The organism is Sediminibacillus sp. JSM 1682029, assembly GCF_041366435.1.
Lineage (GTDB): Bacteria > Bacillota > Bacilli > Bacillales > Amphibacillaceae > Sediminibacillus > Sediminibacillus terrae.
Genome location: NZ_JBEWYY010000006.1, coordinates 45,171 through 69,847, shown reverse-complemented (window position 1 = coordinate 69,847; position 24,677 = coordinate 45,171). Strand labels below are relative to the sequence as shown.

The 24,677-nt window shown below is 46.2% G+C and carries 24 protein-coding genes; 18 read left to right on the top strand and 6 right to left on the bottom strand.

The genetic code is table 11. The annotated features are described in order from the left end of the window. Positions 1-21: 21 nt before the first annotated feature. Complete coding sequence (locus tag ABVF09_RS11505) at positions 22-2,190, top strand: bifunctional diguanylate cyclase/phosphodiesterase (RefSeq protein WP_371069236.1); 2,169 nt, start codon at positions 22-24, stop codon at positions 2,188-2,190. Positions 2,191-2,246: 56 nt separating this feature from the next. Here ABVF09_RS11505 and ABVF09_RS11500 read toward each other — a convergent pair whose 3' ends face one another. Then, positions 2,247-3,626, bottom strand: a complete 1,380-nt coding sequence (locus ABVF09_RS11500) for an alanine/glycine:cation symporter family protein (protein ID WP_371069235.1) — start codon at positions 3,624-3,626, stop codon at positions 2,247-2,249. Positions 3,627-3,902: 276 nt separating this feature from the next. Here ABVF09_RS11500 and ABVF09_RS11495 point away from each other — a divergent pair, with 276 nt between their 5' ends. From ABVF09_RS11495 to rbsK, 6 genes are all read left to right on the top strand, one after another. Next, positions 3,903-4,397, top strand: a complete 495-nt coding sequence (locus ABVF09_RS11495; protein ID WP_026770760.1) for a low molecular weight protein-tyrosine-phosphatase — start codon at positions 3,903-3,905, stop codon at positions 4,395-4,397. Beyond that, entirely contained in the window at positions 4,390-4,686 is a 297-nt protein-coding gene (locus tag ABVF09_RS11490; RefSeq protein ID WP_026569326.1) for a hypothetical protein, read from the top strand. The genes ABVF09_RS11495 and ABVF09_RS11490 overlap by 8 nt, the downstream gene beginning before the upstream one ends. A gap of 27 nt (positions 4,687-4,713) precedes the next feature. Further along, positions 4,714-5,541: a YihY/virulence factor BrkB family protein gene (locus ABVF09_RS11485; RefSeq protein WP_026569327.1), complete on the top strand. Its 828-nt coding sequence runs from the start codon at positions 4,714-4,716 to the stop codon at positions 5,539-5,541. Positions 5,542-5,799: 258 nt separating this feature from the next. Further along, entirely contained in the window at positions 5,800-6,675 is an 876-nt protein-coding gene (locus ABVF09_RS11480) for a transporter substrate-binding domain-containing protein (protein WP_026569328.1), read from the top strand. Between the two features lie 6 nt (positions 6,676-6,681). Beyond that, the gene (locus tag ABVF09_RS11475; RefSeq protein WP_371069234.1) at positions 6,682-7,371 is read left to right on the top strand and encodes an amino acid ABC transporter permease; all 690 of its coding nucleotides are present in this window, start codon (positions 6,682-6,684) and stop codon (positions 7,369-7,371) included. A gap of 31 nt (positions 7,372-7,402) precedes the next feature. Then, positions 7,403-8,311 (top strand): ribokinase, encoded by a 909-nt coding sequence (gene rbsK, locus ABVF09_RS11470; protein WP_153464498.1) that lies wholly within the window; start codon positions 7,403-7,405, stop codon positions 8,309-8,311. A gap of 125 nt (positions 8,312-8,436) precedes the next feature. On the opposite strand, the gene ABVF09_RS11465 is transcribed toward rbsK, so the two are convergent. Then, positions 8,437-9,615 carry an MFS transporter gene (locus tag ABVF09_RS11465; RefSeq protein WP_371069233.1) on the bottom strand — a complete coding sequence of 393 codons (1,179 nt, stop codon included), beginning with the start codon at positions 9,613-9,615 and terminating at the stop codon, positions 8,437-8,439. Positions 9,616-9,822: 207 nt separating this feature from the next. On the opposite strand from ABVF09_RS11465, the gene ABVF09_RS11460 reads away from it, so the two are divergent. The 3 genes from ABVF09_RS11460 to ABVF09_RS11450 all read left to right on the top strand — a co-directional run bounded on the left by ABVF09_RS11460 (position 9,823) and on the right by ABVF09_RS11450 (position 11,872). Continuing rightward, on the top strand, positions 9,823-10,215 hold the full coding sequence (locus ABVF09_RS11460) for an OsmC family protein (RefSeq protein WP_026770759.1): 393 nt from the start codon (positions 9,823-9,825) through the stop codon (positions 10,213-10,215). Positions 10,216-10,324: 109 nt separating this feature from the next. Continuing rightward, positions 10,325-10,945, top strand: coding sequence for a YczE/YyaS/YitT family protein (locus tag ABVF09_RS11455; RefSeq protein WP_153464501.1), 621 nt, complete (start codon positions 10,325-10,327; stop codon positions 10,943-10,945). A gap of 126 nt (positions 10,946-11,071) precedes the next feature. Further along, on the top strand, positions 11,072-11,872 hold the full coding sequence (locus ABVF09_RS11450) for a YfkD famly protein (RefSeq protein WP_371069232.1): 801 nt from the start codon (positions 11,072-11,074) through the stop codon (positions 11,870-11,872). Between the two features lie 356 nt (positions 11,873-12,228). On the opposite strand, the gene ABVF09_RS11445 is transcribed toward ABVF09_RS11450, so the two are convergent. Beyond that, positions 12,229-13,098 carry a mechanosensitive ion channel family protein gene (locus ABVF09_RS11445; RefSeq protein ID WP_081718055.1) on the bottom strand — a complete coding sequence of 290 codons (870 nt, stop codon included), beginning with the start codon at positions 13,096-13,098 and terminating at the stop codon, positions 12,229-12,231. A gap of 185 nt (positions 13,099-13,283) precedes the next feature. Between ABVF09_RS11445 and ABVF09_RS11440 the strand changes: the two genes are divergently transcribed. The 5 genes from ABVF09_RS11440 (at position 13,284) to ABVF09_RS11420 (ending at position 17,428) form a co-directional block, all read left to right on the top strand. Then, the gene (locus ABVF09_RS11440) at positions 13,284-13,433 is read left to right on the top strand and encodes an SE1561 family protein (protein WP_162832878.1); all 150 of its coding nucleotides are present in this window, start codon (positions 13,284-13,286) and stop codon (positions 13,431-13,433) included. Positions 13,434-13,554: 121 nt separating this feature from the next. Next, positions 13,555-14,856, top strand: a complete 1,302-nt coding sequence (locus ABVF09_RS11435) for a Na+/H+ antiporter family protein (protein ID WP_026770757.1) — start codon at positions 13,555-13,557, stop codon at positions 14,854-14,856. Between the two features lie 263 nt (positions 14,857-15,119). After that, positions 15,120-15,911 carry a delta-lactam-biosynthetic de-N-acetylase gene (gene pdaA / locus ABVF09_RS11430; protein WP_371069231.1) on the top strand — a complete coding sequence of 264 codons (792 nt, stop codon included), beginning with the start codon at positions 15,120-15,122 and terminating at the stop codon, positions 15,909-15,911. A gap of 237 nt (positions 15,912-16,148) precedes the next feature. Further along, on the top strand, positions 16,149-16,535 hold the full coding sequence (locus tag ABVF09_RS11425) for a VOC family protein (RefSeq protein WP_026569338.1): 387 nt from the start codon (positions 16,149-16,151) through the stop codon (positions 16,533-16,535). A gap of 20 nt (positions 16,536-16,555) precedes the next feature. Continuing rightward, positions 16,556-17,428: a DNA-3-methyladenine glycosylase family protein gene (locus ABVF09_RS11420; protein WP_371069230.1), complete on the top strand. Its 873-nt coding sequence runs from the start codon at positions 16,556-16,558 to the stop codon at positions 17,426-17,428. A 6-nt stretch (positions 17,429-17,434) separates the two neighbouring features. Here the strand turns inward: ABVF09_RS11420 and ABVF09_RS11415 are convergent, their stop codons facing one another. Both ABVF09_RS11415 and ABVF09_RS11410 read right to left on the bottom strand, forming a co-directional pair. Then, positions 17,435-18,817: a tetratricopeptide repeat protein gene (locus ABVF09_RS11415; RefSeq protein WP_371069229.1), complete on the bottom strand. Its 1,383-nt coding sequence runs from the start codon at positions 18,815-18,817 to the stop codon at positions 17,435-17,437. Between the two features lie 369 nt (positions 18,818-19,186). After that, a complete protein-coding gene (locus tag ABVF09_RS11410) occupies positions 19,187-19,594 on the bottom strand; it encodes a hypothetical protein (RefSeq protein WP_371069228.1) in 408 nt (135 codons plus the stop codon). A 353-nt stretch (positions 19,595-19,947) separates the two neighbouring features. Here ABVF09_RS11410 and mbcS point away from each other — a divergent pair, with 353 nt between their 5' ends. Both mbcS and ABVF09_RS11400 read left to right on the top strand, forming a co-directional pair. Then, complete coding sequence (mbcS, locus tag ABVF09_RS11405; protein WP_026770753.1) at positions 19,948-21,528, top strand: acyl-CoA synthetase MbcS; 1,581 nt, start codon at positions 19,948-19,950, stop codon at positions 21,526-21,528. Positions 21,529-21,680: 152 nt separating this feature from the next. Next, on the top strand, positions 21,681-21,830 hold the full coding sequence (locus tag ABVF09_RS11400) for a hypothetical protein (RefSeq protein WP_371069227.1): 150 nt from the start codon (positions 21,681-21,683) through the stop codon (positions 21,828-21,830). Positions 21,831-21,884: 54 nt separating this feature from the next. Here the strand turns inward: ABVF09_RS11400 and ABVF09_RS11395 are convergent, their stop codons facing one another. Beyond that, the gene (locus ABVF09_RS11395; RefSeq protein WP_371069226.1) at positions 21,885-22,142 is read right to left on the bottom strand and encodes a hypothetical protein; all 258 of its coding nucleotides are present in this window, start codon (positions 22,140-22,142) and stop codon (positions 21,885-21,887) included. Between the two features lie 172 nt (positions 22,143-22,314). On the opposite strand from ABVF09_RS11395, the gene ABVF09_RS11390 reads away from it, so the two are divergent. Beyond that, positions 22,315-24,456: an ATP-dependent Clp protease ATP-binding subunit gene (locus ABVF09_RS11390; RefSeq protein ID WP_371069225.1), complete on the top strand. Its 2,142-nt coding sequence runs from the start codon at positions 22,315-22,317 to the stop codon at positions 24,454-24,456. Positions 24,457-24,677: the final 221 nt, after the last annotated feature.

Sequence of the window (24,677 nt, the reverse complement as noted above, 5' to 3'; positions counted from 1 at the left end):
TTAAATCTAAAGGTGACTAAAATGACACTACTAAAATTAGATCCCAGCTTTAATCAGCGCAAACTCGAGGATTTATTCAATAGGTTGGATGCTGCGGAAGACCGCGAAGAATCCATGCGGTTGATGGTCGAATTGAAAAACTTTGCCCGGGGCCATTTCGAGCAGCTTCATCAATTTAAACATGCGATGGAGCAGTCGGATACTACGGTTACCATCACGAATAACCTGGGTGAAATCACTTATGTCGATGACAACTTTCGCAAGATGACCGGATTTGCTGCCGAAGAGGTTCTCGGCAAAACGCACCGGGTCATTAATTCCGGGTACCACCCTGATTCTTTTTTCCGCGAGCTATGGCTGACAATCCTGGAAGGAAAAGTATGGCGTGGCGAGGTGAAAAACCGTCACAAAAACGGCGGTATTATTTGGATGCAGACAACCATCATCCCCTTGTTGAATCGCGAGGGAAGCCCAGGTTCATTCATCACTTTCCGTAAAGACATATCAAGAGAAAAAGAGATGGAGCATCGGTTGATCAAAACGATGGAGGATGAGTTTGAACGAACATTCGACGCATTGATCAATATGATTTATAAGGTACAGAGGCGGGAGGAAGACGGCAGGTTCTTTCATACCATGATCAAGGGCAGACTTGCCAAAACGCTTGGTTTACCGACTGAACTGGGAGAAGGCATATTTCTGGAGGATTTTCTCCAGATTGAGCAGGCTGAACGATTCAAAGAAAAATACCAAGCCGCCTTTCTTGGCGAAGAAATAAATTTTAAAATGGAATTCAACGAATTGTATTTGTACTTCACACTGGCACCCATTCGGGAAAACGGACAGGTAGTCGAAGTGGTAGGTTCTGCTGTCGACATTACTTCCCTGGAAGAAGCAGAGCAGCAAGTACGCCATTTAGCCTATCACGACCAGCTGACTGGTCTGCCGAACCGCAGTAAATTGGCAGAGGATCTAGATGCGTGGATTGCCCAGGACAATGGACCATTTGTTGTTTTTTACTGTGATTTGGACAGGCTCAAATACATAAACGATGCGATGGGACAGTTTGCCGGAGATCAGGTGATTTCCACGATTGCCAAAAGGATCGAGGATGTGACCTGGGGACAGGGCAACCTGTATCGCTATGGAGGCGATGAGTTTATTTTTGTTCTGCAGGAGGACTGCACCGATGAAGCAATGGAACAGATCGGCAATGTCATCCTTAAACAGATTAACAAACCGCTGATCATAGCAGGCAAAGAATTTTTCATTACGTGTTCCATCGGCATCAGCAGGTTCGGCACCCATGGAAAAACTTCTGAACAGCTGATCAATCATGCAGGTATAGCCATGCATTACTGCAAGGTGAATGGCCGCAATGGAAAATTGGTCTATTCCAAAGAAATGAATCAAACATACAATGATCTTATTCTGCTGGAAGGGGAATTGCGTCGTGCGCTTACCAAAGAAGAACTGACGCTGTATTATCAACCGAAAATCGACGTCAAAAGCGGTGAAATCATCGGTATGGAGGCGTTGACAAGATGGTTCCATCCGGAACGCGGTTTTATATCGCCGCAGCACTTCATCGCCCTCGCGGAAGAAACAGGTTTGATCATCCAGTTGGGAGAATGGGTCATCAAAGAAGCCTGTCGTCAACAAAAGCAATGGAAGGAAGCAGGCTTTAAGATGCAGCGGGTGGCAATAAATGTGTCTGCGCTCGAAATCCAGCGCAAAGATTTCACGGCGAAAGTCCGTAATATTCTCGAGGAAACCGGCGTGCCGCCACAGTGTCTTGAACTGGAAATAACCGAAAACAGTGTCATGCAAAATACCGAAGAATGTATAGAAACCATGAATGAATTGCGTGAAATGGGAATTACACTATCAATCGATGATTTCGGCACCGGCTATTCATCCTTTGGTTATTTGCGGAAATTCCCGATCAATCATTTGAAAATCGATCAATCGTTTATCCGTGATGCTTTCCATGAACCGAGCAACGCGGAGATCGTCAAAGCGATGATCCAGCTTGCCCATACCTTCGGAGTCAAAGTTGTCGCTGAAGGAGTGGAGGAACGTGCAGCCCTCGAATTCCTGAAACACCAGAAATGTGATTATTATCAGGGCTATTACTTTAGCAGGCCGGTTCCGGCTGAGGAATTTGAAAGCATGCTGGTCACAGAATAAGCTTGGATTGTCCTCTTTATCCATATTAAAAATCCCGCCAAAAAGGCGGGATTTTCTTATGCTCCATACGTATTTTGCTGATCCTGCTGATTTTTTTCTTCCCTGGCGACCTTGAGAAAACGCTTGGTTTCGGCTGCTACCACTCCGGAAAGACCGAGCAGTCCTATCAGGTTCGGGAATGCCATAAGCCCGTTCATGATGTCGGCAATTCCCCATACCACATCGAGAGCGGCGATAGAGCCGACGAATACAGCGAGAACAAATATCATCCTGTAAACAGGGATCGCTTTGTCGTTGATCAAGTAGCCAATACACTTTTCCCCATAGTAAGACCAGCCGACAAGCGTTGAAAACGCAAAAAAGATAATACCGATTGCCACAATATAAGTACCAGTATTTCCGAGAAAGACGCCAAATGATTCAGAGGTTAAATCGGCTCCGTCCAATCCGCCTGTGTACTGTCCGGCCATGACAATCGTCAATCCGGTGATGGAACAGACGAGGATGGTGTCGATGAATACTTGGGTCATGGAAACGAGGGCCTGTCTGCCGGGATAGTCTGTCCGCGCTGCGGCAGCAGCTATCGGAGCCGAACCCAGGCCTGCTTCATTGGAAAACACACCGCGTGCCACCCCGTAGCGGATGACGGTTCCAAGAATACCGCCGCCCAAGGCACTTCCTGTAAAGGCATCTGAAAAAATGGTGCCTAAAGCAGAAGGAACGAGGTCGATGTTCAAGATGATGATGATCAATCCACCAAGGACATAAAAAGCGGCCATGATCGGGACAAAGAAAGAGGTGACTTTTCCGATACTTTTAATTCCGCCGATGATTACGAGGAAGACGAGTACAGTCAAAATCACGCCGGTAATCCAGGTCGGAACGCTGAACGAGGTTTCCAGAACGTCAGCTACCGAGTTTGCCTGGACCATGTTGCCGATTCCGAAAGCTGCAATCGCTCCGAAAAGCGCGAATAAGACACCGAGCCACTTTGCTTTCAATCCTTTTTCTAAATAGTACATAGGACCGCCGGACATTTGACCATTACTGTCGGTGACGCGGTACTTCACAGCCAGGATTGCTTCTGCATACTTCGTGGCCATACCGAATACCGCTGTAATCCACATCCAGAACACGGCTCCCGGACCGCCCATCACCACGGCAGTCGCCACACCGGCTATGTTACCTGTTCCGATGGTGGCTGCCATAGCAGTCGTCAGTGCCTGATAATGGCTGATGTCCCCTTTTGACTTTTTGTCCTGCTTAGCCGGGCTGAACGCCAATTTCAAGGCATACGGCAAAGAACGTATTTGCAAAAAGCCAAGCCGGAGCGTTAAGTAAATTCCTGTTCCGACCAGTAAAATCAAAAGTGGCGGTCCCCAGACGTAACCGCTGATCGTTTTGATCATGTCCAATAACTTACTTTCTTCCCCCATATTTTTCCCCCTTTGTAGTACGTACTATTAAAATTTTCCGAAAATTTAGGTAAAATGTCAAGGACAAAAATTACCAGCTTGCTGGATGGGCGCGCAGTCATAATAAATCTTCCAAGAGAAGGAAAACTAATCGGATAAGTAGAAGAAATAACAAAAGCTCTTCCGTCAGAAGTGAAAACGGACTGTGTTTAGAGTGTTTTCCGTGAAAAACGGAATAAGAAACGTTACATTTATAATAGGACAACCAGATTTTTTGAAAGCGGGTGAGGACAACAAGTGATCAACGTTTTGTTTGTATGCCTGGGCAATATATGCCGATCGCCTATGGCCGAGGCGATTTTTCGTGACTTGGTCCGGAAAGAAGGACTGGAAAAAGAAATTGCCGCAGATTCTGCTGGAATAGGCGACTGGCACACCGGCAAACCTCCACACGAAGGAACCAGGGCGATTCTGGACGAACGTGCCATTTCTTATCAGGGCATCACTGCCAGGCAGGTAAGGCCCGCAGATTGGGACGACTATCAGTATATTGTGGCGATGGATGAAAACAACATGAACGACCTTGGCTTTATCAGAGAGAAAACAGAAGGAACCAAGGTAGCCAGACTGATGGATTACGTCGAGGATGCCGAAGAAGTCAATATACCGGATCCGTATTTCACGGGGAATTTCGATTATGTGTATGAATTGATTTACCAGGGCTGTAACAAGCTCTTGGATCAAATCAAACTGGACCATCATTTAAAGACAAGGAGTGGATTGGATGAGTGATTCAAAGCTAGTAAAAGGGATGATTATCGGTGCAGCTGTCGGAGGGTTGATTTCTTTGTGTGACCGTTCGACGAGAACGCAATTTGTCGGAAACTTGAAAAAAACCGGCAGTAGTGCAAGTTATTATTTGCGGAACCCGTCTGTCGCTGTTCACAATGTCCGTGAATGTTATGAGAATGTAACTGGTACACTTTCAAGCGGGGCGGAAAGTGCGCTGGAGATAATGAACCAGGTGCAAAGCACTTTGGAAAATGTCAGCCAGCTTGATGATGACAATCAGTACAAATAACCGGCTTAGAAAAAAGGAGAAAAGGCAGTGCGTGAGTTGATTCAGTTTGTCATTCAGCTTATCAAACGGATATTGGACGACGATGTAGCGGGCATGGCAGCACAGCTTGCCTTCTTTTTTCTATTGTCCTTGTTTCCGTTTTTGCTGTTTTTGATTACGTTGATTGGCTACCTCCCACTGACGCAGCTTGATATCATGCGTTTTGTTTCGCTGTATGCACCGGAAGAAACGTTCAACCTGATAAACGAAAACCTTAGCGGCATCGCGGAAAGTCGAAATGGCCGTTTGCTATCGATTACGATTCTGGCCACATTGTGGACGGCATCCAATGGTATCAACGCTATCATCCGTTCTTTGAACGCTGCTTATAATGTGGAAGAAAATCGTTCGTTTATCGTTTCCCGGTTGATTGCAGTAGTGCTGACAGTGGCGATGGTATCGGTGATTGCGGTGGCGTTTCTGCTCCCGATTTTCGGGAAAGCGATCGGTGTGTATTTGTTTTCTTTCTTCGGCCTGTCAGCTGATTTTTTGCAGCTGTGGAATGCATTGCGCTGGGTGATTTCCTTTGTTGTGTTTTTCATTGTGCTGCTCGCCTTATACAAGATGGCGCCGAATCGGAAAGTGTTTTTCAAGGATGCAGCAGTGGGAGCGGCATTTGCGACTCTGGGCTGGCAGTTGGTTTCCCTTGCCTTTTCTTATTACGTAGACAACATGGGCAGTTATTCCGCTGTCTATGGAAGTCTGGGAACGGTCATCGTGATGATGATTTGGTTTTATCTTTCCGGTATGATCATCATTGCAGGTGGAGAAATAAATGCATTATATGAAAAATTCCGGTCGGAAAAACGTCCTTAATACGAGAACGATGGTGGCCGGGATAAAAACATGTCCAACAAGCGAAAACCGGGCGAATTCTAAATGTTAACTGAATTCGCCCGGTTTTTATGGTTAGAAAAATGATAATCGTTCCCCCCCGGCACGGGAAATTTCAAACAGTTAAAATATAACAGTGATAATTTTAAATGAATACAGTCTATAAAAATATTGATTTAACAGGATTATACTGTTATCTTTTTGTATATAGATATATATAACAAAAAAAGGCGGGATGAAATGAAAAAGTTATTAGTATGGTTTGCCGTTGTCACCCTTACGGTTTTATTGGCAGCCTGCGGGGAGGAAGCAGAGAACTCGCAAGATGCAGCTGAAGAATCAGGATCGAGCAAATGGAAGGAAATCCAGGAAGCAGGGGAGATTGTCGCAGGCACTTCCGGCACCCTTGTTGCTGCTTCTTATTACGAAGGCGAGGAAGAAAATGCCGACCAGCTTACTGGCTATGACGTGGAAGTGATGCGGGAGGTTGCCGACCGGCTTGGTCTTGATGTGTCTTTTGAAATCATGGGTATCGACAGCATGCTGCCGGCAGTGAACAGCGGCCGTATAGATGTAGCTGTCAACGATATCGAAGCGACAGATAACCGCAAGGAGAAATTCAATTTCAGCGAACCCTATAAGTATTCCTATTCAACAATGGTCGTAAGAAAAGAGGACAATTCGGGGATCGAGTCGCTGGAGGATCTGGAAGGCAAGAAAGCTGGCGGAGGTGCTACGACCATCTACAGTCAAATCGCCGAACATTACGGTGCAGAAGTGGTCACCTATGGAAATGCTCCCAATGAAGCCTATTTACGGGATGTGGACAATGGGCGTACCGATGTGATCGTCAATGACTACTTTCTATCCAAATTCGGAGTCGCCGCTTTTCCGGAGTTTGACATCCACCTGCATCCAGAACTGAAGTTCCATCCGACTGAACAGGCGGTGGTGATGCCGAAGAATGCGGATGTACTGACCGGGAAAATCAATGAAGCACTTGCTGAAATGCGGGAAGATGGTACATTGACCGAGCTGGCGGAAAAATTTTATAAAGAAGATGCTTCACAAAAACCGGAGGGTGAAATTCAGGAACTCGAAGGACTGGACCTGTAACCAATCATGGTTGATTTGAATGGATTTTCTTTTGGCGGCTTGTTTGATGTGGAATTAGCGTTAGAGAATCTGCCTTTCGTTTTGGGCGGCGTACCGATGACTATAGCGGTGTCGTTTGCCGGAATGGCTTTCGGTCTTGTGCTGGGTTTGTTGCTTGCCCTGGCCCGTAGTTCTGAAAAAAAGCTGTTGCGCTGGCCGGCGAGGGTGTATCTCTCGTTTATGAGAGGGACGCCGATTTTAGTGTTTTTATTTATTTTATATTTTGGTTTACCGGTAGCGGGGGTTGAACTCACCGCCTACGCCGCTGCTGTTCTTGGATTTGGATTGAATAGCGCCGCCTATATTGCGGAAGTGAACCGCTCTGCATTGAATAGTGTACCCAGGGGGCAATGGGAGTCTGCCCATGCATTGGGATTCAGCTACTGGCAGACGCTCCGGCGGATCATTCTTCCGCAGGCATTCCGGATAGCGATCCCGCCACTGACAAATATTTTTCTGGATCTTGTCAAAGCAACCTCGCTCGCCGCGGTCATCACGGTGCCGGAATTGTTTCAGAAAGCGCAGATCGCGGGCGGCAGGACCTTCGACACGATGACCATGTATGTGCTGGCTGCACTCATTTACTGGCCGTTATGTTCTATCATCTCTTTTCTGCAGGAAAAATTGGAAAAACGGTACAGCCGTTTTGTAAAATAAATAGATAAGCAGAGAAGGGAGACAAATTCGTATGGGAAAAATCACGGTGATTGGCAGTCTCAATATGGACATTATCGTTTCTGTCGACCGGATGCCGCAAAAAGGAGAAACAATCCACGGTAATAAGGTGCAATACTTGCCAGGCGGAAAAGGTGCCAACCAGGCAGTGGCTGTCCGAAGATTGGGAGGAGACGTCCAGCTGTTCGGAAAAATCGGGAAAGACCCATTCGGAGACGAGATATGCGAAAGTCTCTCGCAGCAAGGGTTGCCTACGGAAACCATTTTCCCGATGGAAACAGCGACTGGTATCGCCAATATCACACTTTTACCTGACGATAACAGCATTGTAGTGATACCGGGAGCCAATCAGAATTGGGATCCAGAGAACATAGCCGGACTTTCGGAGGCCATCGGTACGGCAGATGTATTGATGATGCAGCTGGAGATTCCGGTCGCAGCTGTCCACCAAGCCTTGAAGCTGGCAAAACAACAAGGGGTACAGACGATTTTGAATCCTGCCCCGGCCAAACAGCTACCAGTGGAAATGCTGCGATTGGCGGATTTTATCACTCCTAATCAGACGGAGTTGGAAACACTGACAGGCAGGCGAATTACCACGGATGAAGAACTGGAAACGATGATTCAAAAGTGGGAAGCAGATTTCGGCGGACGCTTGATCGTCACCCTGGGTAACAGGGGTGCGGCTTACATGGAAAAAGGGAATTTAAAGGTCATCCCGGCACCACAAATTGATCATATCCGTGATACAACGGGAGCAGGAGACTGTTTCAACGGAGCACTTGCTTATGGAATAGCAGAAGGCTGGGAGCTTTCCTGCTCTATCTCTTTCGCGGTGGCGGCAGCTTCTTTGTCGGTTGCGAAATTCGGAGCCCAGGCAGGCATGCCATCGTTTCAAGACGTCTTGGAATGGTGGGGCTGAGTGAGGGTCGTGAGGAAAAATATAACCTGATACGAAAAACGATCGAATGAAAATGTAAAAACCGAACGAGTTCGAATGCTTCTATTCGAATCATCGTTCGGTTTTTGCTGCTTATAAATCCTTTTTTACTCGGTTGCCCGAATAGGCTGCTTTGACTGTTGCAGGAGCAATGCCCCAAGAATGACGACCAGCATGGCAACAATGACGTAGAAAAACGAAACGGCAGGAAACAAGTCGATAAACACTCCGCCAAGATAAGGGCCGGAAATGCTGCCGATGCTGAAGGCGATTCCGCACATGATATTGCCGGCAGGAAGCAGGGATTTCGGCAAAATATCGGTCATGTAGGAAACACCTAATGAAAAGATCGAACCCAGGAACATGCCCGCCAAGGCGAAGGTGATGAACAGCCAGGCTGCAGAACCTTCAAAAAAAGCGGCCAGCAAAAAAGAAGCACTTCCGAAGCAGAGGACGAGACTCAACAGTTTTTTACGGCCGATTTTGTCGCTTAGTATTCCGAGCGGGATTTGCGTGATCAAGCTACTGGCTGCAAAACAGGGAATAATCAGCGACAGTACATCGACATCGTGGCCGATCCGCAAACCGTAGACGGGGAAAATCCCGTTCAGTGTAGCTTCAAGGAATCCGTAGCCGAATGGCGGAAGCAACGCCACCCAGGCAAGCTTCCAGGTTTTGATGAACCTTCCAAGGGAAGAACGAGGCGCAGCATGAATGCGGTCCTCTCCCTCTTGCTGCGGCCATTCGTTTCGAATGAAAAACAGCGAGGTCCAAACCAAAAAACACAACACTGCAGAAATGATGAACGGCAGGTTTTCGTTGACGGACAACAAACGTGTCATCGTCGGCCCGATGGAAAACCCGAGACTGAAAAACAGTCCGTAATAGGCGATATTTCTTCCCCTTTTTTCTGGTGCTGATGTATAGGTGATCCATGTTTGCGTTCCGAAATTGAGCATATGGTCACCAATCCCGACAGTAACCCGCAGAATGAACCAAAACCATAACGCATGCCACACCGGGAAAAATGCCAAGGAAATAAAGACGAGCAGTCCGCCGATCAATATCATCGGTTTGAATCCCAATTTTTGCATCGGTTTCTCCATGAATGGGGAAGCTAACAGTACTCCTATGTATAATCCTGTCGCATGGAGTCCGTTTACCGAAGAAGGCACTCCATCCTGTTCCAAAAGGAGGGCGAGGAGCGGGAGCAGCATCCCTTGTGAAAACCCGGAAATCGTTACAAGACCGATCAACAGTTTAAATCGTGTCCGATCGGAAACCATCGCTCATTCCTCCCATCTGTTTTGAACTTATGAACCATGCCTGAAGGTTCCAGACTATCCATCAGGCTCTTTGATATAGAGAATAGCAATCCTTTCCAATCTAATATGTCCCATAGAAAAGGTCAACACTTTTATCTTGGTTATTTTGTATTAAAAATGCGGCGTTCCGGGAACATCCATACTAAAAGGTTATAAGGGAGTGGTGATATGGACTTTTATATGAAGGAGCAAGGGGTACGGACATCGTTCGATTTTGGTCAACTGAATATATCAGGCAATGAAGATTACGGTTTCCGTCCGTATCAACTGATGGTCTCCTCCATTGCGGGGTGCAGTGCTTCTGTATTCAGAAAAATAGTCGAGAAGCAGCGAATGGAGTTGGAGGATTGGAAAATTACCGCTGATGTGGAACGAAATCCTGAAGAGGCAAATCGAATCGAACGGATTCAACTCCATTATATTGTAAAAGGGAAAGGGTTGAGTGAGGAGAAACTGAAAAAGAGTCTGCAGACGGCCAGGAAAAATTGTTCAATGATCCGCTCTGTCGAAGACAGTATTACAATTGAAGAAAGTCTTGAATACATCGAGCTGTCTGTATAAACTGAAAAGGTCTTATCTTTTATAAGACCTTTTTTCAATTCGAAAAAGACAGAGGCTCGCGCGTTGAAAGCTGCTATGGACAAAGAAGCGGGCAGAAGGAGTTCTGAACATGGGGAAACAGTTAGTCGTACGGTGGATGTTTTTCATTGCAGGCTTGATTGTATTGTCATTTGGCATCAGTTTGACCATTACTGCCGATTTGGGGGTAGGTGCATGGGATGCGGTCAATGTCGGATTATCCGATGTGACCGATTTGACTGTCGGGAACTGGGTGATGATTATCGGAATTGTTTTGATAGGGGTGAATGCCTGGCTTGCGCAGGAAAGGCCGGACTATTTTGCAATCGTTACCATCCTGGTGATTGGAATGATGATCGATTTTTGGCTGCTGGTCGTCATGGAAGCCTGGAATCTAACCGGATTGGCCATCCAGTCCGGGATGCTTGTCGTCGGTATTTTGGTGCTTGCTTTCGGGGTTTCTTTGTATTTGCAGCCCCAATTGTCCTTGAATCCGGTCGATGGGTTAATGGTTGCCATCCAAAAACGTTGGAAACTCCCGCTTTTGGCGGCCAAAACCATTACGGAAGGATTGGCGCTCGTTGCCGCTTTGCTTATCGGCGGACCAGTCGGTATCGGCACCATCGTGATTCTGTTGCTGATCGGCCCCGCGATACAATTTTTTGAACCGCAGGCAAAGAGGCTGCTTACAGCGCTGACACAGCACCAATGATAAAATAAGGGAGAAACCGGGGGGCTATAACGGTAAAACGGTCTTGCCGGTTTTTTTAGCTGGGTCCGGGTGCATAACAAGTCCTGCGGGTGAAATACTAGGGAAAAAACCGAAAGGATTGGGCACATGAATAAGCTAAAATGGATATTGGCGATTGCCTTATGTCTCATGATCGCTTTTCCTTCCTTTCTTCAGGCAGAAGAAAAGAAGCGGGAGGACGAATCGAAAAAGAATGAGGTTCCCAGCCATGTGTTGAATGTTTCCAAGGAAAATACCTATCCAAACTCTGCGAAAGATGAAGCGGTTTTAGAACCGAGCAAACTGGTGAAGGAGCTCATAGAAGCTTCCGATGTGAAAATAGAAAATCCGGAATTGATCAAATTGTTGAATGAAACCTCGTTGAAGCCCTCTCCATTGGCGATCGGATACCGTGGAATGGTGTATATGGGGCATTGGCCGCTGAATTATAAGTCGGCTGAAACGACGCCGAATTGGGAGTATCAGAAAATCAATACCAATCAATTGAACAATATCGGCGGCGATAATCAGAAGACAATGAGCTACAACCAGGAAGAGGAAAAACATATAAAAGGGGCATTGACGGCAAAAATCACCAACGCCGACCAGGTGAAACGGATGATGCTGCTCGATGCCAAGACGAACACCGACTTGCCGCTGTCGTTTCATACTGTACTGGGAAGAGGGACGAAAACAAGCAATTCATATGCCGTACCGAAGGAAAAAATCGGCCTTCTGACGGCATATGCGCCAGCTGTAAACGAAAAAGGACAGGTAACCTTCGGGGAAGTGTATTTGGAACTGAAGGGATCCAAAAAACGTATCGTCGTGAAAAATGTCACCAAGCAAGGCATCGGAGCCTGGATACCGGTGCAGGATCATGTCTCTTTTTCCTTCCAACTGAATTAAACAGCGAAAGCATTCGATTCGGAATCGAATGCTTTTTTCGTTTTATAGGATTTGACTGTCTGTGATAATGATTGGCTGAAACAGCCACGCCGAGGCTGTTCTTGAGCTTGCCGGAGGCCCAAACGGTGTGGCATGCAGGCGTTGCCACAGGGACGTTGCGGCTTTAGCCTGTATTCCGAAACAGGGTCTTGCGCTTTTGTTCTTGTAAGGGACGACTTTGCTGAAAGCAGCGACTTTCGGAAAAAGAAAATCCCGTGACCGAAAGAAAACCGACTTCCCGAAAAAGAGGATCAACTTGTGATGGAAGGGAAGAAGAGCGATTAATCGTAAAAGAGTCCACATATAAAAAAAGGAAATCAACTGGAAGGTTGATTTCCCGGGCGATTGCGGTAATTGATTTGCTGTTCGGCCATCATGATGCCGTGCTCGTACATCGTTTCTGCGAGGATGCGTCGCGTTTCTTTGGCGGCGGTGAAATACAGCAGGTCGTTGCACAATCCGGTAACTGTGTATTGGTAACCATGGAATTGATCATTCAGCGACGACATGCCATACAGCTGAAAAGGTTCGATCGGATTTCCTGTCAGGTCTTTTTTTAAATAATCCCCGAGCTCGGAATTAAGCCGCCCGACCGTTTCCTCCAAGAGTGCAAACATCTTCTTCGGGTCTTCATAAAAACTGACGCTGACATTTTCGATTACCCGCATTTCTTCCATATTGTAATTTTCAATCGTATGGATTTGACCATTGCCGATGGTTGTCAGTTTTCCGGACCACTGGCGCACCTTTAAAAAACGCAGCCCGATTTCTTCGACCAATCCTTCGTAGGCATTATTGACCTTGACCCAGTCCCCTTTTTCAAGCTGTCTTTCATAAAGAAGGAACATCCCGGCGAGCAGATCTTTGACAAGGCTTTGGGCACCGAAGCCGACGATTATCCCGATCACACCTGCCCCTGCCAGGATATTGCCGGCATTGATGCCGAATTGCCCCAGGACATATACGATAAAGCCGAAGGTTGCAATATACTTGATCAACGAATTCAACATCGACTCGATGGTTTTTTCTTTTTTTTCTTCAATGAAACTGGTTCTTTTGAAAAAGGAATGAATAATCCTCCGTAAAATGACGACTAATAGGAACGTAAGGAGGGCACCGATGACAATTTGGGTGAAACGGCTATCCCAGAATCCCTCTATGTACCCCCACATCTCTTGAAACGACATAGCTTCTACCTCCACGATTTGCTTAATGGGTATTATAGCATGTTCCTTAAGGGAGTTTAAGTCCAGCAGGCTTATCCGGTGGAGAAGTGGACATGCCGGCCTTTTTCCGTTAGGATAGGAAGGGCTTTTTAAAGATAATATGTAAAAAAGACAGGGTGCTTCGCATAAAAGGAGGAACAGCTTAGATGGCAAATCAGGACAAAATCGAACAGCTGAAGGTTCATTTAGCAGGCTTTATGACTCGATTGGAAAACATGGATCCGGAAGAAACGTCTATCGAAGACATCGATCAATTGATCAGCATTTTGGACAAGATGGAGACAAGTTTGAAATGATTTTTGTCAAATGCCGGCAATTTTCGATTGTCGGTTGATTTTTTTTTATCAATCCTTTACTATGGTACAATGGTAGAGTGATAAAGAAAAAGCGTTTTGTTGAGAGGAGTATAGATTTCGTATGTGGATTGTTATTATTTCTGTATTAGTCATGACCGTGCTTAGCCTTTTGCGCGTGAATGTAATCATAGCGATTATAGCTGCAGGGCTCACAGCCGGATTGATGGCCGGATTGACACCGGTGGAAGCTGTGGAGCTGCTTGTCGAGGGAATGGGAGGTCAATCGACTACCGCGCTCAGCTATATATTGCTTGGGGCGTTTGCGGTAGCCATCAGCTATACAGGCATCACCAACTTGCTGGTGAATTACCTGATCAAAATGCTGACTGGCAAAAAAACGATGATGCTGCTGGCGATTGCGGGGATTGCTTCATTATCACAAAACTTGGTACCTGTTCATATTGCATTTATACCGATTTTGATTCCGCCATTATTAAAATTGTTCGATAAAATGAAAATCGATCGTCGCGGAGTGGCAACTGCCCTGACATTCGGTTTGAAGGCACCTTACATCATGATCCCGGCAGGGTTCGGTATCTTGTTTCATCAGACAATAGTGAATGGAATGGTAAACAACGGCAGCGAACTGACGATGAATCAGGCTGCATTGGCAATGCTTATTCCAGGGTCTGGAATGATTGTCGGGCTGTTGATCGCTGTGTTCATCACATACCGAAAGCCGAAAGAGCCGATTGAAATCAGTGAAGAAACAGATGCAGGCGAAGAAATGAGTCAGGAGGTTACCTTTAACAGGAATCATGCTTTTACAATCATAGCGATTGTAGCAGCGTTGGTTGCACAGATTATGACAGACAACTTGATTATCGGTGCATTGACAGGACTCGTGCTAATGTTCGCTTTTCTGGTAGTGCCTTTTAAGCAAGGTGACAGTATCATCAGCGAGGGAATAGCGATGATGGGAACGATTGCCTTCGTTATGCTCGTCGCTTCCGGTTATGGGCACATTTTGCAAGAGACAGATGCTGTCCAAGGATTGGTGGAAGCTTCCTCCAATGTGCTTGGGGATAACAAAGTGATCATCGCTTTTGTATTATTGTTGGTCGGTTTGTTAGTCACCATGGGAATTGGTTCCTCGTTTGGTACCGTTCCGATTTTGGCAGCATTATATGTCCCGATTTGTCTGGCTGCAGGCTTTTCGCCGATGGCCACGGCGGCTTTGATCGGTACGGCAGGGGCCTTGGGCGATGCAGGTTCGCCGGCCTCCGACAGTACGCTCGGGCCAACGGCTGGTCTAAATGCGGACGGCAAGCACAATCACATTTGGGATACATGTGTTCCTACCTTCATCCATTATAATATTCCGTTATTCATTTTTGGCTGGATTGCAGCGGTAATCCTGTAAGCTCAACCAGAAAGCGGCTGTCTCTTCAGTGGGACAGCCGCTTTTTATGGAAAGAAAGAATAAATTTGTGAGATATACTTTGCAGGGAAAAAGACTTTGCTTATGTTTGTCGGTGCACTACACAAATTCGGCGAATTTAGCCTTCCTCTTTTAACAGGCGCTTGCGCTTTTCTTCATGCAATGGAAATTTTTGCGCTTGGGTTTTCCGCATAATCTGTCCGCCCAATGAAAAAATAGGATTAAAAAGAATCTGGGTGAACCATATGTATAAATTATATTGGATCATGCTTGCTGTCCTGCTGTTTGGGGCTGTCGCTGTACCTGCAGGAAATCTGGTTGAAGGGTACGGCTGGGGATATAAGAAAAACAACAATCATCAGCCGCCGGAAGTAGGGAAATACGGCGATATATTAGAAGACAATGGCGGTTACTATCTTGATAAGTCTGGAGAAAAAGTGATTTACTTAACCTTTGATAATGGATATGAACAAGGGTACACGGGCAAAATTCTCGACGTTTTGAAAAAGAGAGATGTTCCGGCCGCCTTTTTCGTGACGGGTCACTATGTCGAAAGCAGTCCGGAGTTGGTGAAGCGAATGGTCGAGGAAGGACATATCGTCGGCAATCATTCGTACCATCATCCTGATTTCACCAAGTTATCGAAACAAAAGATGAAAGAAGAGCTGGACAAGCTTCAAACAGCTGTGGCGAAAATCAGCGATCAAAAAACGATGCAATATGTCCGGCCGCCAAAAGGCACTTTTACGGAACAGTCGATTAAATGGGCGAACGAACTCGGATACATCCATATGTTTTGGTCTCTGGCGTTTGTCGATTGGAACACAAACAGTCAGAAGGGATGGCAATCTGCCTATCAACAGGTGATCGACCAGGTCCATCCCGGTGCGGTCATCCTGCTTCATACGGTATCGGAAGACAATGCAGAAGCATTGGAGTACATGATCGATGACATGCGTAAGCAAGGCTACACGTTTAAAAGCTTGGATGACTTGGTCATGAAGGATCTATTGCCACGCCCGTTCTATCAATTATAAAGCTGAATCCGCCTTTCTTTAAGAGGGGCGGATTTTTTGTGGCAGCAGCAAGAAGTGAAAGTTTTATCCGGATTCAGGCCCCCGCCCTCGAAGCCTTTTTTGTATGCCAGAGGAAGCCTGTCAACCGGATGTTTTTTTCTTTAGCGGGCTGACTTCTTTTTTATAAATGGAAAACTGTCAGAGATTTGGATTTCAACTATAATAAAGGAGACAAGAAAAGATGGGAGGTCGGAAAGTGTGCTGCATCATGTGGAAATAAACGTGACAGATGTAAAGAGAAGCCGCAAGTTTTGGGGCTGGTTATTGGAGGAATTGGGTTATAGCCTCTATCAGGAGTGGGAAAATGGTTTTAGCTATAAGGAAAATAGGACTTATCTGGTATTTGTGCAAGTACAGGAACAATTTCGCGATGCGGGCTACCATCGAAGCAGGGTAGGGCTAAATCACCTAGCATTTCACGCTGAATCGAGGGAACATGTCGACAGGATGACGGAAAAACTGGAACGGCGGCAAGTGCCGATTCTTTACCAGGACAGACATCCGTTTGCTGGTGGGGATGATTATTATGCCGTGTTTTTCGAAGATCCGGACCGGATAAAGGTAGAGCTTGCAGCACCTGAATAATTCAATAAGGAGCCATGTATATGTGGAAAGAGACCATTACACTGGATACAATATATGATTTTGATTATTCATTACAACGATTGCAGATGGATCCGCTGTTGGTTGTTGATCGTCAGCGGCGCAGCGTGGATATTCCTTTGAGAACGGAGGACGGCGAGAGACACAAGGTAACGGTCAGAGCGAAAGGAACTACACCGCACCCGGCTTTTGAAGTATTGGGTGAACAGAAGGATTATCAGACGGAGTTATTAAAACAAACGTTTGATTTATTCCAGTGGGACAAAGATTTGACTGTGATCAACGAGCATTTTATCGGCACAAATTTAGAGCGGCTATTCTATGCGCATCCTGGAACACCGATTGTACGGGACTTTGATTTGTACTTTTCTCTGATGAAAGGGATTATCCACCAACAATTGAATATGAAATTCGCCTATACACTGAGCACCCGGTTTGTTGAAGCGTATGGTACTTATCTTGATGGCGTCTGGTTTTATCCGGAACCGGAAGATATCGCCCGGCTTGATTATGGGGATTTACGGACGATGCAGTTCAGCCAGCGGAAAGCGGAATATGTGATTGATACCTCGGGGAAAATTTCCGGAGGAGAAATCGACTTGGCGGCGCTTGCTGCCCAATCGGACAAACAGATCATCGATCAATTGGTGAAAGTCAGAGGGATCGGTGCCTGGACTGCGGAAAATTGGTTATTGTTCGGCCTTGGACGTGATGACCTGCTGCCCAAGGCCGATATAGGGATTCAAAATGCACTCAAGTTTTATTTTGATATGGATAGGAAACCGACTATATCAGAAATCACCGATATGAGCGATGGATGGGCGCCTTATCAAAGCCATGCTGCTTTGACGCTTTGGCGCAGCATTGAAGGGTGAAAGGGATCAACGCTGCATCTGCAAATATAACTGCTGGTAGACGGCCGCTTCATCTTTGTTGCCTAAAGTCAAATATACTTTGGACAATAGCTGTACCGGTTTCGGATCTTCGGGTTTGAGTTCCATTTCCCATTTAAAGCAGTCGATCGATTTTTCCGGCTGATGGAAGTACAAATATAGTTCACCGAGGGTTCCCTGCTGTTCAGGGTCTTCTTCCAGCTGTTGCATCTTGTTCAGTTTTTGTTCAATTGGCAGATGGATGCCTTGTTTATGAAATGGTTGCAGCCATTGTTTGAGGGTATCTAAATCGTAGTCGCGGAAAAAGGCTGATATGCAGCGTATCACAATCGGTTCCAGTAATTGGGGCTGATCAGAAAACAAATCGATCAGACGGTGGTTCAGACTGCCGAACAGGGAACGGAATGTCGCTGAGCTTGCTTTTGCGAAACAGTCGGCAATGGCTTGTTTGTGAGCGGGTGATGGTTGGATGTCGTTTGCAGTCAAAAGCTGGACCACTGCGTCGGGCTGTTGGCTTTCGAGAAGCTTTTCCAGCAACTGGGCGCCCAATGCCGCTGGTAATTCTGTGGAGTAAGCCAGCTGGCGGTAAAACTGAAGCTGCTGTTCCAGGTCGAATTGCTGTTCAATCAAATCGAAGACGACAAGATCTTCGGCTGTTGTCCGGTTTGTCAGCAGATGCAGGCGGACGGCAATTTCATCAACCAAACGGTTCTGTTGGTGCAGGGTGGCGAGCAATAAGCCGCTGGTTTCCGGTTCATTCAGCCGGTCAAAACTGATCCTCTCGAAATGCTGTGGATCTGAAGAAGCAATCTTTTTCATGTCCGCATAACGCTGTCGATAGCGTTGAAAATCCAAGTGACCTTGCATGTCACGGGCAAAAGTATCTTCTGGTGCATAATCGGCAAAAATGTTCAATGTCTTGTAAGCTAAAAGCATTTGACCGTTACGCCGGTATTTGTAATAAGTATTTTTGAGCAGTTTATGGATGGGTTCATTGGCAGCAAAGCTGTCAAATAAAGTGAGTATATAGGCGGTTTCCAAGGGAGAGTGACTGGCGGATGTTTTTTTATACAGTTGGTTGAAGCTGATCGATCGGAATGAAGGATGGTCGGACAGCACCTGGAGTGTGAGCGGGTGTGTTCCGGAAAAGCTGATTCCTCTGGCGAGCGCCCGGTGGAGAAAGGATCCAAGTTTTATGTGTTTTGCCCGGATGCCGTTGAGCGGTTTATCTTTGTATATATATAAATAATAACAGTCGTCGTTCCGGTCGACCGCTTCGATGATCTTACACGAACGGTACACCACCATGTGCTGCGGTTTCAAGTCGATTGTCTTCTTATTAGCCATTAAGGTAACAGTTTCCCTTTTCATGACAATCCCTCCTTCATATTTGTATCTAGCATATCACAAAAAACCAAGCATTTCCCCCCTGGAAAATTAAAGAAATATAAATACTCGAGACCGGAGACAGAAGACCGGGGAAAGCAGGAGACCGGGGACAGTCCCCATACCGGGGTGGGGTCTGACCCCAAAATGCAGTTTAAGCTCAACAGAATTGACAAATACCCCATTAAATCAAGCTTCCAACCCTATCGGGGACTGACCCCGTAATGGCTGAAGGACTGGCACCAGCTTGTGTGAGGGCCTGACCCCCTGTACCTCCCCCTGTACCTCGACCCCTGCATTAATGGAAAAAAAGGGACAGTCCCCGTTTGAAAGCGGGGACTGTCCCTTTTGCTATTAGTCTTCAATCATGGCGAGGTAGCGTTTGGTTTTTCCGTCGTGTTCGGCGATGAGTATATTTTCTTTATCGGTCGCATAAATGGCGGTGCCTACAGGGAGTTTGGTCGCCATGTTTTCGGTGAATTCATCTCCGTCTGAATAAGTGGCCTCAATGGTTCCCAGTTGTTCCTCTTTCGAGACATCCATGGACTCGAGCGACTTCAAATCGGTTTTGTAAATCCGTTTTTTCCATTGGAACACATCGGCATCCTCGTCCTTTTTCAAAATTTGTTCCACATCAGGGTATGCCTGATTGTGAATCCCTTCATTCCCCGGTGACTTTTCTTCTGACTTTGTGGACGCACAGGCAGTTAGAACGACGGACAGCAACAAGAGAAGAAGCAGGCGAAACTTCATGATCATCACGCACCAATCATCATTTTTTCAATCAAGTTTAGCAGCCGATCCGGTCCTGAAGGGGAAATTCCGTTTCACCGAAAACTTGATTTTGCTAAAGTAATTCACCGATTTACTTTTGTTAAAACTTGCTAATCAGCAAAAATCCAAATTCTTACCAAAGACCTATATAACGACCTTTCTGCTGCACTTTTTTGTGGAGCATCCCCCCTAATGAAAGCTGGAATCAAATTTTATCATAATATTGACAGCGCTTCCATATAGATTGCATAAGTTTTCTTACTTTTCATAGACTTTAGTAATTGATATAATGACTAGAAATTAATACCTGATACCAAATAATAGGAATGAGGGATGAACGGATGGATAAAAAAGACTTGATCGCTCCGGAAAATTATAATATTGCGATGGAAATAGAGAAGTATGCGAGCGGGCCGGAACGGAAGGCGTTGATTTATGAAGACAATGAAGGAAATCAACAGGAAACCACTTATCAAGAGCTGTTAGTCAACGTTAACAAGATCGGAAATGTGTTTTTATCCAATGGTCTCAAAAAAGGGGACAAGGTATTAGTCATGATGCCCCGGTTGATCGAGTCCTACCAAATCTATATGGCGGCTCTTAAAACCGGTATTATCATTATCCCTAGTTCAGAGATGCTGCGGACAAAGGACTTGCAGTACCGGGTAACGCATGGGGAAGTTGCAGGAATCATCAGCTATCATCCATTTGCAGAACAATTTACAGGTATCACGGAATATGATGAATTAATCAAGTTTTCGGTCGGCGGCGAGATAGAAGGATGGCACCACCTCGACCGACTGAAGGAAAAGGCGTCAGAACAACTGGAAATGGCTGCGACCACCCGGGATGACATCGCCTTTCTTCCATACACTTCAGGAACGACTGGGAATCCTAAAGGAGTCGTCCATACACATGGCTGGGGATTTGCCCATTTGAAAACAGCGGCAAACAACTGGCTGGCAATCGAAGACGGAGACGTGGTATGGGCAACAGCTGCTCCGGGCTGGCAAAAATGGGTTTGGAGCCCGTTACTGTCCGTTCTCGGTTCCGGTGCAACCGGGCTTGTTTACAACGGCAAGTTCGATGCGAAGAAATATCTATCTTTGTTGGAAAAGCATGAAGTCAATGTGCTTTGCTGCACACCGACGGAATACCGTTTGATGGCAAAGCTTGATAACCTTGATCAATACGCACTGACCAAACTGCATAGTGCCGTATCGGCAGGGGAGCCTTTGAACCGCGAAGTAATTGATACGTTCCGCAACCACTTTAATATAACCGTCCGGGATGGTTATGGACAGACGGAAAATACACTGCTGCTCGGATTCTTGAAAGGGATGGAAGTAAAACCTGGATCCATGGGCAAGCCTACGCCAGGCAATGAAGTCGTCCTTATTGATGAGGACGGAAATCCAGTGGCACCGGGCAAGGTCGGAGATATTGCCATTCCGCTCGATACACCAGCTTTATTCAAGGAGTACTATAAAGATCCAGAACGCACGAAAAAATCGTTGCGCGGCGATTACTATGTAACGGGTGACCAGGCATCAAAGGATGAAGACGGTTATTACTGGTTCGAAGGACGCAGTGATGACATCATCATCAGCTCTGGCTATACGATCGGACCGTTTGAGGTGGAGGACGCGTTGATCAAACATAAAGCGGTCAAAGAATGTGCTGTCGTCGCTAGTCCTGACCCGGACAGAGGGAATGTCGTCAAGGCGTTCATCGTCCTTCAGCCGAATGTTGATAAAAATAAGGATGGCCTAGTCAAAGAATTGCAAGACTACGCGAAAAAGTGGACTGCCCCTTACAAGTATCCTAGAAAAATAGAATTTATCGAAGAACTGCCGAAAACCTCATCAGGTAAAATAAGAAGAATCGAACTGCGCCAAAAAGAAAAAGCCACCACTAATTAAAGTCAGTACCGCCAAAACCATCAGGGTCAGTCCCCGCCTCTTGGATGCGGGGACTGACCCCGTTTTAGAGTGGCAAAGCGCTGTTTGCGAATCTGGCAGGATGTGTTATGCTTGGGGAAAATGTGGATCTATTCTTATAGGAGGAGAACAGATTGAAAATCTTACGCGAGCTTGGGTGGGTCGTGCTGTTGGCTTTTGTTTTGATCATGATTCCGTTCAAGGTGATCGGCCCCCTTCAGGAGGAACTGCCGAACACGGAAGCGGAAGAAAGTTCTTCCGTAAATGAACAGGTCCATGAATAGCTGTTCAGGTAACTACCATCTCAATAGCTCATGCGCATTTATTTAACAATCCTTTTACTTACATTTACGAAGCCATTCCGGAAACGGAATGGCTTTTTTCATGAAGAAGCTGCTATCTTTTTCAAGTTGACCTCCTTCTCCGTAACGTCCTCCTTCTTGAAAGGTTTGTTCAATCATCCTTATCTTCACCATGTTATATAAAATCTGATATTTGTCGTTCTGTAACGGGTTAATTGAGAATAAACAACAAATTTGACCATTTTTGATTAAAGGAATAAAATAACGGGTAATAGGATGAATACAGGGTTCCATCCTTTTCAACCTCGTACAGATCAATAAAGCCAATACAAAAATTATTTAAAGAAATTCTAATTTAGGGGTTGAAAGTCAAAGAAAGTCAAACTATACTATAGATAAGGTCAAAGATAGTCAAAGTCAAAGACCAAACTACTTACCTTATATATTTGAAGGAGGGAAAGCGAATATGCAATGCCAAAATTGCGGTGTTCGTGAAGCAACCATTAATGTAAACCTTCGTTTTAATAATCAAACACAACAAATGAATTTATGCGAAACTTGCTTTCAAGAAATAAAAAATAGTGCTAAAAATCCATCCGGCTTTTTCAATCAAGGCGGTATGGATTTCAATCAATTCTTTGGCGGAGGAGCGTCTCCGTTTGAAGGGTTCCAGCAAGGAGGCGGACAGGCCCAACAACAGCAAGCCAACGGCGGAAAAGGCGGCGGATTGCTGGATGAGCTTGGTAGAAACCTCTCGCATGCTGCGAAAGCAGGTTTGATCGATCCGGTTATCGGTCGGCAAAACGAAGTGAAACGTGTGATTGAGACATTGAATAGAAGGAACAAAAACAATCCGGTTCTTATCGGGGAACCTGGCGTAGGTAAAACAGCGATTGCAGAAGGGCTTGCCCTGAAAATCGCGGAAGGCGACGTTCCGGCTAAATTGATGAACAAAGAAATTTATCTGCTGGACGTGGCATCTCTGGTAGCCAACACAGGTGTCCGAGGTCAGTTCGAAGAGCGTATGAAACAGCTTGTTTCTGAATTGCAAAACCGGAAAAATGTCATTCTGTTTGTCGATGAGGTGCATCAATTGGTCGGTGCAGGTACAGCGGAAAGCTCCCAAATGGATGCAGGCAACATCCTGAAACCTGCGTTGGCTAGAGGCGAACTGCAGCTGGTCGGTGCTACGACGTTGAAAGAGTACCGCAAAATTGAAAAAGACGCAGCACTGGAACGCCGTTTCCAACCAATCATTGTCAAAGAGCCAAGCGTCGAAGAAGCGGTGCAGATTCTGCAAGGGCTGCAAGAGCGTTATGAAAGCTATCATCAAGTAAGCTATTCAGACGAAGCCATCCGCGGCGCGGTAACGTTGTCTCAGCGTTATCTGCAGGACAGATTCCTGCCGGACAAAGCGATCGACTTGATGGATGAGTCAGGTGCACGACTGAACCTTGCCAATTCGCAATCCGATAAGGATTCCATCCAAAAACGCCTGGATGAGCTGCACGAAGAAAAAATGCAGGCAGCGGAAAAAGAAGATTATGAACGTGCTGCCAACCTGAGACATCAGGAAATTAAACTGGAAAAACAACTGGAAGAAGCAACCGACGCACCTGCCGCCGAGGTGACGATAGAGGATATTCAATTGCTCGTAGAAGAAAAAACCGGTATTCCGGTTCGGAAAATCCAATCCGACGAGCAGCAGAAAATGAAGTACCTGGCTAAAAATCTGTCCGAAAAAGTCATTGGACAAGAAGTCGCGGTGCAAAAGGTGGCCAAAGCCGTTCGCCGCAGCCGCGCCGGCTTGAAATCCAAACATCGTCCGATTGGATCCTTCCTGTTTGTCGGCCCGACCGGTGTCGGTAAAACAGAATTGACCAAGGCGCTTGCAGAGGAATTGTTCGGTACAAAAGAATCGTTGATCCGTCTTGATATGAGTGAGTACATGGAGAAACACTCCGTGTCTAAGATCATCGGTTCCCCTCCTGGCTATGTCGGCCACGAGGAAGCCGGACAACTGACAGAACGTGTACGCCGCAATCCGTATAGCTTGATTTTGCTGGATGAAATTGAAAAAGCCCACCCGGACGTACAAAATATGTTCCTGCAAATCATGGAAGATGGTCATCTGACCGACAGCCATGGCCGCAGGGTGAGCTTCAAAGAAACAGTCATCATCATGACAAGTAATGCGGGAACCGGCGACAAGCAAATCTCTGTCGGGTTCACCAACACAGTAAATGAAGCTGTTTCGACGCTGGAAAATCTCAGCGCGTACTTCAAGCCGGAATTCCTGAACCGATTCGATGCAATCATTCCATTCAATGAACTGCAAGAATCCGACCTGGTTCAAATCGTCGACTTGATGATTGCTGAACTGGCAGAAACACTGAACGAGGAAGGCTTGACCATTACAGTCAGCGACGATGCGAAAAGATACTTGGCCGACAAAGGCTATGATCCTCGATTCGGTGCAAGACCGCTTCGCCGCGTCATCCAGGAAAAAGTCGAGGATGGTATTACCGACCTTGTCTTGGATGAAGAAGATATCAAGGCGATCAATGTCGAACTGGTGGACAATGAAATCAATGTAGTAAAAGCATAAGCAAGAAAAATGGCTGGTTCCTGGTATGGGGGCCGGCCTTTTTACATATGTAAAAATTTAAAAACGATGATTCATGAAGCCCCCTTTCAGGAGTCCCTCGAGCGAAGTGTAAGTTGTTTCTGATCAGCCCGACGTGCTTTCTGGATTTACATCTACTGCTGCTTGCGGCCGCATAAAACCATGGTTTATTTCCAATCATAAGGTTAACCATCATGCTGACG

Excerpts from the sequence above, each read along its gene's own strand:
- ABVF09_RS11505 (WP_371069236.1), top strand. The coding sequence starts at position 22 with ATGACACTACTAAAATTAGATCCCAGCTTTAATCAGCGCAAACTCGAG.
- ABVF09_RS11500 (WP_371069235.1), bottom strand. The coding sequence starts at position 3,626 with ATGGGGGAAGAAAGTAAGTTATTGGACATGATCAAAACGATCAGCGGT.
- ABVF09_RS11490 (WP_026569326.1), top strand. The coding sequence starts at position 4,390 with ATGAGTGATTCAAAGCTAGTAAAAGGGATGATTATCGGTGCAGCTGTC.
- ABVF09_RS11480 (WP_026569328.1), top strand. The coding sequence starts at position 5,800 with ATGAAAAAGTTATTAGTATGGTTTGCCGTTGTCACCCTTACGGTTTTA.
- ABVF09_RS11475 (WP_371069234.1), top strand. The coding sequence starts at position 6,682 with ATGGTTGATTTGAATGGATTTTCTTTTGGCGGCTTGTTTGATGTGGAA.
- rbsK (WP_153464498.1), top strand. The coding sequence starts at position 7,403 with ATGGGAAAAATCACGGTGATTGGCAGTCTCAATATGGACATTATCGTT.
- ABVF09_RS11465 (WP_371069233.1), bottom strand. The coding sequence starts at position 9,615 with ATGGTTTCCGATCGGACACGATTTAAACTGTTGATCGGTCTTGTAACG.
- ABVF09_RS11460 (WP_026770759.1), top strand. The coding sequence starts at position 9,823 with ATGGACTTTTATATGAAGGAGCAAGGGGTACGGACATCGTTCGATTTT.
- ABVF09_RS11455 (WP_153464501.1), top strand. The coding sequence starts at position 10,325 with ATGGGGAAACAGTTAGTCGTACGGTGGATGTTTTTCATTGCAGGCTTG.
- ABVF09_RS11450 (WP_371069232.1), top strand. The coding sequence starts at position 11,072 with ATGAATAAGCTAAAATGGATATTGGCGATTGCCTTATGTCTCATGATC.
- ABVF09_RS11445 (WP_081718055.1), bottom strand. The coding sequence starts at position 13,098 with ATGTCGTTTCAAGAGATGTGGGGGTACATAGAGGGATTCTGGGATAGC.
- ABVF09_RS11440 (WP_162832878.1), top strand. The coding sequence starts at position 13,284 with ATGGCAAATCAGGACAAAATCGAACAGCTGAAGGTTCATTTAGCAGGC.
- ABVF09_RS11435 (WP_026770757.1), top strand. The coding sequence starts at position 13,555 with ATGTGGATTGTTATTATTTCTGTATTAGTCATGACCGTGCTTAGCCTT.
- pdaA (WP_371069231.1), top strand. The coding sequence starts at position 15,120 with ATGTATAAATTATATTGGATCATGCTTGCTGTCCTGCTGTTTGGGGCT.
- ABVF09_RS11420 (WP_371069230.1), top strand. The coding sequence starts at position 16,556 with ATGTGGAAAGAGACCATTACACTGGATACAATATATGATTTTGATTAT.
- ABVF09_RS11415 (WP_371069229.1), bottom strand. The coding sequence starts at position 18,817 with ATGAAAAGGGAAACTGTTACCTTAATGGCTAATAAGAAGACAATCGAC.
- mbcS (WP_026770753.1), top strand. The coding sequence starts at position 19,948 with ATGGATAAAAAAGACTTGATCGCTCCGGAAAATTATAATATTGCGATG.
- ABVF09_RS11395 (WP_371069226.1), bottom strand. The coding sequence starts at position 22,142 with ATGGAACCCTGTATTCATCCTATTACCCGTTATTTTATTCCTTTAATC.
- ABVF09_RS11390 (WP_371069225.1), top strand. The coding sequence starts at position 22,315 with ATGCAATGCCAAAATTGCGGTGTTCGTGAAGCAACCATTAATGTAAAC.